Raw genomic sequence first — 8415 nt, 5'->3', positions numbered from 1 at the left:
AAGGTAGGTGGCTTAAAACCTGACAAAAGTCATTGTTTGGAGCTATCATCGGGTCTACTTTTACCGCTGTTGAAGTTGTAAAAAGCCTATGAAAAATATTCTATTACCTACAGATTTTTCTGAAAATTCCTGGAACGCAATCAGGTATATTTTGGAATTGTACAAAGCAGAGGCATGTACCTTTATTATTTTGAACACTTATACCCCTGTAATCCCTAACAACAGGTTTATGGCCTCAAGCTTGCAACCAGGCGTCATTGATGCAGGGAGCAGGGAATCGTCCTTAAGAGGACTTCAAGAAATTCTAGATCGAATCAATAAAAATTATAAGAACAGGAATCATAGTTTTAAAACCTTATCCTCCTTTAATCTGCTGGTAGATGAGGTAAAAAATATCATTGATACCGAATCTATCGACCTGGTAGTAACAGGGACAAAAGGCGCCTCGGGCTTTGATGAGGTGTTTTTGGGAAGCAATACCGTGCGCATTATTAAGGCTGTAAGGAATTGTCCGGTACTTACCATTCCACGTGAGTTTAGGTATGTACTGCCTCAGGAGATCGTTTTTGCTACTGATTTTAAACGGTATTACAGCGCTTCCGAGTTAAGTCCGTTGATGGAGCTGGCCAAGAGTTTTAAGGCTACTATCAGGATAGTATATGTTCAAAATGAGATCAAGGCACTTTCCGAGATACAGCAGTTCAATTTATCTATGTTGAGAAAGTATTTTGCAGATATAGATCACTATGTCCATACCGTATCCGAGCGTAACTCCGTTTCCAAAACCCTTGATATATTTGCCGATGAGTTAGATATTCACCTTTTGGCTATGTTAAATTATCAACACAGTTATATGGAACGAATGACCAGGGAGCCAGTGGTAAAACACCTGGCATTTCATACACAAGTACCTTTACTGGTCATTCCGGAATTGGGAATGAATGTTCCTGTATACGCATCAAAAATAAAAGAATTTCAGGCGGTTAAATAGACTATTCCTCAATCGGATAGTCCTCATAGAAATCTTTAAAGGTCTTATTGGTGGTATAATCATCAGTCAATACTTTATACACCATATATACGATCATTAGCTGCCCAAATACCGTAACATAAAATACCCAGTTAAAGGGAAAGTTCATTGCCGCCATAATAGTCACGGTGAATAAAACCAGGGTGGTAGCGCCCACCCAGAACATAGCCGAAGTCTTCATTTCTTTTTTATGTAAAATTACAACCCAGGCCTGGAATGTTATGTTAAGAAATTTGCAAAAAATGGATAAGTTTCATTGTTAGTTTACACCAGAATTTGTCCAGAATTTTTCCTCAGCGGGAATTCCTTTATTTTTTTCCAATTGAAACGGATTAAAGGATTGTTTTACAAAAAGGTACCAGGCACTAGAAGAGATGGTAGGTTTGATGTCTGCATGATCCCATAAAAAAGTAGCACCAAAGTTTGTTCCATGATTGGTTGTATAGGGAATTCCAATACCATTCTCGCTGCCTGAACTCTGAATAAAGGTTGATTCTATATTTAGTACGATATTTTCTGCATTTCCCGTTTGAGCGGCGGCACTAAAAGCCAAGGCCATTTGAGCGGTACCTTCCAGCCAAACCACATCCTTATCATCATCAAAGCAGTAACCATTTACCAATTTACCTTGAACGGTAGCCGTTTGTGAGTTTAGAAAACGAGTGGCCTTAGACAAGATCTCTACTGGAAAATCTTCGAGGATCAAATACCCCAGGGTATACAGGTCCAAGGCATAATTATAGGCCGGATTTTGAGTTTTAGTGATCAATACACTTTCAGTAAGGTCCCATCGCTGTTCTTCTAAGAATTTAAGGATTCCCATATGAAAATCATCGTAACCACGTACGGCGTTAAAGGCAGTAATCATTCCTTCGGTTACCTTAGGTATTAGGGTTCCATCTTCATTAATGCCTCCTTGTAATCCGCCGTCTTCCGTTTGTAAAGACCGTAACCAATTTTCTAATTCATAGGCTAAATGTTCATATTTATTGGAGTTAGTGAACTCGTGGTAGTGATTAACAGCCAATAATAACCAGGCATTATCGCCCATCCAGATGCGGGATCCATTCTCTCCCGAAATCTCACGGTATTGAAAGAATCCGCCATTATTCCCGTAAAATTCTGTTTCCAATTGCTGGTCGAAATAATCTAAGATCAATTCTGTCCTGTCAGTATCTCCGTTCGCAAGAAAAGCCAAAGCTGCAAGAGCATTGTCATATAATGAGACAAAATTGGTATTCTCCGCACTTTCTATTAATCCATTATCTGCCTGCATATGCTCCATCCATTCAAATACCTGTTCTGGCGATGATGAGCTTGGTGGGGTCTGGGTATTTTCTACAGGGATATCTACAACCTCCATTAAAGGAATAGGTTGGTCATAGATGGTTGTTACTTCTTCCATACAAGAGTACAGGGAGAAAACTGAAACCAATAGCAATAGAAACTTAGTCTTCATAGTAGGTTACTTTTCGATCCTATTTGGGAACCAGATCTTTCATAAAATAACAGGGGAATAGGATGATTACTATGTGTTCCCGACCAACGGAGACAGATACTCGTTCAATATTTTAGCAGAGTGCAACACGTCCGAGTTCTATGTTTATCACCCGTTTCTTACAAAAAGGTGTAATCGTTCATCCACGCAGTTCACCGATGTTTTTTATAGAAATATCGGGGTCAAATCATGATGATTAGCAAGTTATTGGCTGAATTGCAAATGTTTAAAATAGGGAAGAACAGAATAATACTATCAGGGCTACAGTAAATCAAAAAGCTTTGCTATCTTTACACCGTTGTGTTGGGCTTCATTCATTTGAGGCCAAGTGTTGAAAACTATTTTTATAGTTTCAGCCAATGAAAGGCTTTCCAAGTTGGGAGGCTTTTTTCTTTTAATACCTTTTAAACTCATCCAACTTTTGGCACTTTGATGCAGTACAGCTACCTTATTTCTTTCTGCTAGAAATTTTATTGTACCTGCAAATTGTCGTAATTTTAGGCTAGATTTCTAATCCAGTTTTCACATGCCACGATATCATTCTTTAGGGACAATTCCACATAAAAGACATACAATTTTTGAAAAACCCGATGGGGGTTTGTATTACGAACAATTATTTGGGACAATTGGTTTTGATGGGATGTCATCTTTGATGTATCATCTACACCGGCCCACCCAGGTAAAGGAGATTCTCAAAACTCAGGATATAAGTCCAAAAGCAGCCGTAGAGTATCATGTAAAGTCGCGCTTACTAAAAGGATTAGAACTTTCTCCCGAAGATGATTTTTTGATAAGCAGAAAAGTAATCCTGTTTAATTCGGACGTTCATGTGTCCCTGGCTGCGCCCAAAAAATCCATGACCAATTATTTCTATAAGAATGCGGATGCAGATGAGTTGTTATTTATTCATAAAGGCTCCGGGACCATAAAAACATTATTGGGGGAAATTTCTTTCGGTTACGGAGATTATATCCTTATCCCCAGAGGGATGATCTACCAGATCCATTTCGATACGGAAGAGAACCGGATGCTTATCACCGAATCCTATCATCCAATTTACACTCCAAAAAGATACCGCAACTGGTTTGGGCAGCATTTAGAGCATTCCCCTTATTGTGAACGCGATTTTAGATTGCCTTCCAATCTGCAAACACATGACGAACTTGGGGATTTTTTAATTAAGGTAAAAAAACAAGGCCATTTACACCATCTGGTCTACGCCTCACATCCATTCGATGTAATTGGTTGGGACGGATATAACTATCCTTATGCATTCTCAATTCACGACTTTGAACCTATAACCGGAAGGGTGCATCAACCGCCACCGGTACACCAAACCTTTGAGACAAGTGCCTTTGTGGTTTGTTCATTCTGCCCAAGGTTATACGATTATCATCCACAGGCAATTCCTGCCCCTTACAATCATTCCAATATAGATTCGGATGAAGTGCTTTACTATGTAGATGGCGATTTTATGAGCCGCAAGAATATAGATCAGGGATATATTTCCTTGCATCCTGCGGGTATTCCACACGGGCCGCACCCTGGTACTTATGAGGCAAGCATTGGCAAAACCAAAACGGAAGAATTGGCCGTAATGATAGATACCTTCAGGCCTTTGCAGCTTACACAAACAGCCCTTAATCTGGACGATGGCAAGTATTTTAAATCCTGGTTAGAGTAAGGCAAGTTCATGCATGGAATAATGAAGCAAACCTGCTGCTAATTTTGCAGTCTGTTCATCCCTGTCGAAAGCAGGATTCATTTCAGCCAAATCCAAACTCATCAGCTTTCGAGATCGAATAATAACGGCTAAACTGGCCAGTACAATTTCCGGACTAAAACCCAGGGGAGAAGCCGCACTCACCCCCGGAGCATAGGCAGACGAGAACCCATCCAGGTCAATAGTTACATACACCTTGTCAAGACCGGAGAGGAAGGTTTTGATGGTCTGTTCTACGTGTACAAGCTTTTGTATGGTGAAGTCGGCCCGCGAAATATATTGAGCACCCAGTGTATTAGCGGTGTCAAATAACTCACTAGTATTGGCGTCTTTTCTGATTCCAAGACAGAGATAATGAAAAGTGATGTTTTGGTTTGCTGCGTCTTGCGCGATCTGATAAAAAGGAGTCCCGGAATGGTTCCCTTTATCGTTCTTTCTAAGATCAAAATGCGCGTCAAAGTTGATAATACCCAGGCGTTTTTGTTTTCCCAGATAATTTCTCAGACCCCTGTAATGCCCAAAAGCTATGTCATGACCTCCCCCCAGCAAAAGTGGAAAGGCATTTTTGTTAAGAATATTTTGGATCTGCTTATCAAGAGCTTCTTGGGTAGCCTCCATATTTCCATCCGGACAATGAAGATCGCCCAAATCGATCAGGGAATTGCTTTCCGGAAGATGATTAGGCATTTTACCCAACTGGGTACGGATGGCGTTGGGTCCTTCCAAGGCTCCAGGTCTTCCAAAATTTCTTCTAACTCCTTCATCGCAGGCATAGCCTAACAGGGCAAATACCTTCTCTCCAAAGATGGATGGTGAGGTGTCCCGGGCATTATGTAAAATCACCTTTTCATGAAGATATGCCTGCTTGCCGGAGGTTCTTCCTGTCCAATGCTCGGGTGATGGTTGGGAGTATGTTCCTTTCATCTGCTATGTGCTTCTTTACTATTCAAAAAGTGTGTCTAAAATACTTTTTTCTACGCTATGCGGAAGGGTTACTTTTAATGTTTTAGTGCGTTCCATTTCTCTTTTGATAGCAAAGATTGCCTCATTATTCCTGGCCCAGCTTCTGCGGGCAATTCCATTGTTCACATCATAGAACAGCATGTTTCGGATCCTTTCGGCGGTAGCTTCGGAACCATCTAGTACCATCCCAAATCCACCATTGATCACTTCTCCCCAGCCTACGCCTCCACCATTGTGTATAGATACCCAGGAGGCACCCCTGAAACTGTCGCCAATGACATTATGGATAGCCATATCTGCCGTAAATTTACTCCCGTCGTATATGTTGCTGGTTTCCCTGTAAGGAGAATCCGTGCCACTAACATCATGGTGGTCTCGTCCCAGAACAACAGGCGCTTTAAGTGTTCCTTTTTGGATAGCGTTATTAAAAGCCAGGGCAATAGCAATTCTCCCTTCTGCATCGGCATATAGGATGCGTGCCTGAGAACCTACCACGAGTTTGTTTTTTTCTGCTTCTTCAATCCAGTGAATGTTATCCTGCATTTGTTGTTGGATCTCTTTGGGAGCCTTCTTTTTTAACTCTTGCATGACCGCTAAGGCGATAGCATCGGTTTTCCGAAGATCATCCGCATCCCCGGAAGTACACACCCATCTGAAGGGTCCGAAACCATAGTCGAAACACAAGGGGCCTAAAATATCCTGTACATAGGATGGATATTTAAAATCTGTCTCATTCTTTGCCATAACTTCGGCCCCTGCCTTAGAGGCTTCCAGAAGGAAGGCATTTCCATAATCAAAAAAATAAGTACCTCTTTCAGCATGCTTGTTTATAAGGCTAATTTGTTTGCGAAGCGATTCCTGCACCTTCTCTTTAAAGAGTTCGGGATCTTCAACCATAAGGGAGTTCGACTCCTCAAAGGAAAGCGAGGCAGGATAGTACCCGCCGGCCCATGGATTGTGAAGGGAAGTTTGATCGGATCCAAGACTTACAAAAATAGCTGCGGTATAAAATTCTTCCCATACATCCACTACATTCCCAACATAGGCCAGGGATACGATCTCATTTTTTTGCATAGCTTCCCTGGTTCTTTTAACCAGCGTTGTGAGTGAGTAATGCAACTCGTCTACCCATCCTTGGGTATGCCTTTTTTCGGCTGCAGCCGGATTTACTTCTGCACAAACGGTAACGCAGCGTGCTATGTTTCCGGCTTTTGGCTGTGCTCCGCTCATTCCGCCCATCCCTGAGGTCAGGAATAATTTGCCTTCAGAAGATTCCCCTGTTTTCAAAACCTTCCTAAAGGCATTCATTACGGTGATAGTGGTGCCATGAACAATCCCTTGTGGCCCTATATACATATAAGAACCGGCTGTCATTTGCCCGTATTGGGTAACCCCCAGCGCGTTGTATCGTTCCCAATCGTCGGGTTTCGAATAATTAGGGATCATCATGCCATTAGTGATCACCACCCTCGGTGCAGATCCGGAAGAAGGGAAAAGGCCCATTGGATGCCCCGAGTACATATGAAGGGTCTGTAGTTCTGTCATCGTAGCCAGGTATTGCATAGTGAGTAAGTACTGCGCCCAATTCTGAAATACGGCTCCATTTCCTCCGTAAGTGATCAATTCATCCGGATGTTGCGCCACCGCCGGATCGAGGTTGTTTTGTATCATCAGCATAATAGCTGCCGCTTCTATGGAATTTGCAGGATATTCGGAAATGGGCCTGGCGTACATGGGGTAGGGGGGCTTAAACCTGTACATATAAATTCGGCCATAGGTTTCCATCTCTTGCGCAAATTCTGAAGCCAGTTCCGAATGCCATTCAGCAGGAAAATATCGTAAGGCATTTTCAATGGCCAGTAGTTTTTCTTCCGTGGATAGGAGCTGTTTTCTGTTAGGAGCATGACTATGCTTACTTCGTACTGAAGGTTTTGGAGGTAATACCAGAGGGAGGCCCTGAAGGATCTGTGATTTGAAGTCGGTAGGTGCTGAGTTTTTCATGCTGTAAAGTGCTACATTTTTGAATATACAACCGATCCATTTTTTATGACCAATGAAGGGTGTAAACTTCCTTGATGATATAAGATCTCCCTGTGATCGGGTGTTTTAAATAAAACGAGGTCTGCCAACTTTCCTATGGCCAGCATTCCTCTATCCTTTAATCCCAAAGCCGCCGCCGCTCTGTAGGTTATGCCGGCTAAAACTTCGGCGGTTGTTAATTTTTCAAATGCACCCAGAACAGCTGCCTGAGTGATCAACTGCCCCATGGGCGCTGAGCCGGGATTATGATCGCTGGCAATGGCCACCGATGCCCCTGCATCTAATAGGGCCCTGGCCGGTGTAAAATTACAGCCTAAACCCAAAGAAGCTCCGGGCAGGGCAACCGCAATCACGTCGCTTTTTGCCAGATTTTCGATCTCCCTGGTACCGCTTGCCTCCAAATGATCTGCACTCCGGGCTTTGTACTGAATGGCTACTTCACTGCCACCCACACTAAACTGATCTGCATGTACGGTGAGATCGAAACCAAGAGATATTGCCTTCTTAAAAAATGGGGCAATGTCTTGCTGAGAAAAGGCGCCTTCCTCAATAAAGGCATCTACCCTGTTAGATAACTTTTCCTTTCGGATCTTAGGTAATAATTCGTTGGCCATCAACTCCAAGTAGTCTTTTCTGGACCCTTCAAAATCTTTTGGAAACATATGGGCCGCCAGACAGGTGCTTATTAGTTCGGGAGCTGTGGATGTATTGGCCTGCACTATGGCCTGCAACATTTTTAATTCTTGCGCCAGGCTAAGACCATAACCACTTTTAACTTCTATGGTAGTGATGCCTTGTTGCAGATGACTGTTTGCCCTTTGGATGATCCCATCGGTCAAAGTCTCCAGGGTGGCGGCACGGGTTTGAGTTACTGTGTCCCAAATTCCACCCCCTGCTTTGGCAATTTCAAGATAGGTAGAACCTGCGTTTCTTAGTGCATAGTCCCTGGCCCTGGAGCCACTAAAACAAATATGGGTATGGCAATCAATAAGTCCGGGAATAGCCACGACAGGGCCCTCAACTGAAATAATTTCTGCCTGGAATTCCCTGGCCCTGGACAGAACATCCCGGTGTTTTCCTATGGTATGGATCTGTTCTCCTTCCATTAGGATGCCGGCATCCGTGAGTATTGTCAAGGAGTTGTCAGAAACAGGTCCTTTA

At 42.8% G+C, this 8415-nt stretch carries 7 protein-coding genes; 2 read left to right on the top strand and 5 right to left on the bottom strand.

The window, feature by feature from the left end; genetic code table 11:
* Window positions 1-88 precede the first annotated feature (88 nt).
* Window positions 89-991 (top strand): universal stress protein, encoded by a 903-nt coding sequence (locus tag WBM49_RS09145; RefSeq protein WP_424371744.1) that lies wholly within the window; start codon window positions 89-91, stop codon window positions 989-991.
* A gap of 1 nt (window position 992) precedes the next feature.
* Here the strand turns inward: WBM49_RS09145 and WBM49_RS09140 are convergent, their stop codons facing one another.
* Both WBM49_RS09140 and WBM49_RS09135 read right to left on the bottom strand, forming a co-directional pair.
* On the bottom strand, window positions 993-1211 hold the full coding sequence (locus WBM49_RS09140; RefSeq protein ID WP_424371743.1) for a hypothetical protein: 219 nt from the start codon (window positions 1209-1211) through the stop codon (window positions 993-995).
* Window positions 1212-1289: 78 nt separating this feature from the next.
* Complete coding sequence (locus tag WBM49_RS09135; protein ID WP_424371742.1) at window positions 1290-2489, bottom strand: hypothetical protein; 1200 nt, start codon at window positions 2487-2489, stop codon at window positions 1290-1292.
* Between the two features lie 565 nt (window positions 2490-3054).
* On the opposite strand from WBM49_RS09135, the gene WBM49_RS09130 reads away from it, so the two are divergent.
* Window positions 3055-4212, top strand: a complete 1158-nt coding sequence (locus WBM49_RS09130; protein WP_424371741.1) for a homogentisate 1,2-dioxygenase — start codon at window positions 3055-3057, stop codon at window positions 4210-4212.
* Here the strand turns inward: WBM49_RS09130 and hutG are convergent.
* The 3 genes from hutG to hutI all read right to left on the bottom strand — a co-directional run.
* The gene (hutG, locus tag WBM49_RS09125) at window positions 4204-5175 is read right to left on the bottom strand and encodes a formimidoylglutamase (RefSeq protein WP_424371740.1); all 972 of its coding nucleotides are present in this window, start codon (window positions 5173-5175) and stop codon (window positions 4204-4206) included. The two genes, WBM49_RS09130 and hutG, sit on opposite strands and share 9 nt — an antisense overlap.
* Before the next feature lie 18 nt (window positions 5176-5193).
* Window positions 5194-7215 carry a urocanate hydratase gene (locus WBM49_RS09120; protein ID WP_424371739.1) on the bottom strand — a complete coding sequence of 674 codons (2022 nt, stop codon included), beginning with the start codon at window positions 7213-7215 and terminating at the stop codon, window positions 5194-5196.
* Between the two features lie 11 nt (window positions 7216-7226).
* Window positions 7227-8415 (bottom strand): imidazolonepropionase (gene hutI, locus WBM49_RS09115; RefSeq protein ID WP_424371738.1); only part of this gene is annotated, 1189 nt, incomplete at its 5' end.

The organism is Muriicola sp., from assembly GCF_049669965.1.
GTDB lineage: Bacteria > Bacteroidota > Bacteroidia > Flavobacteriales > Flavobacteriaceae > Muriicola.
The sequence above is the reverse complement of the archived record's forward strand: the minus strand, read 5'-3'. Positions and strand labels throughout refer to the sequence as shown.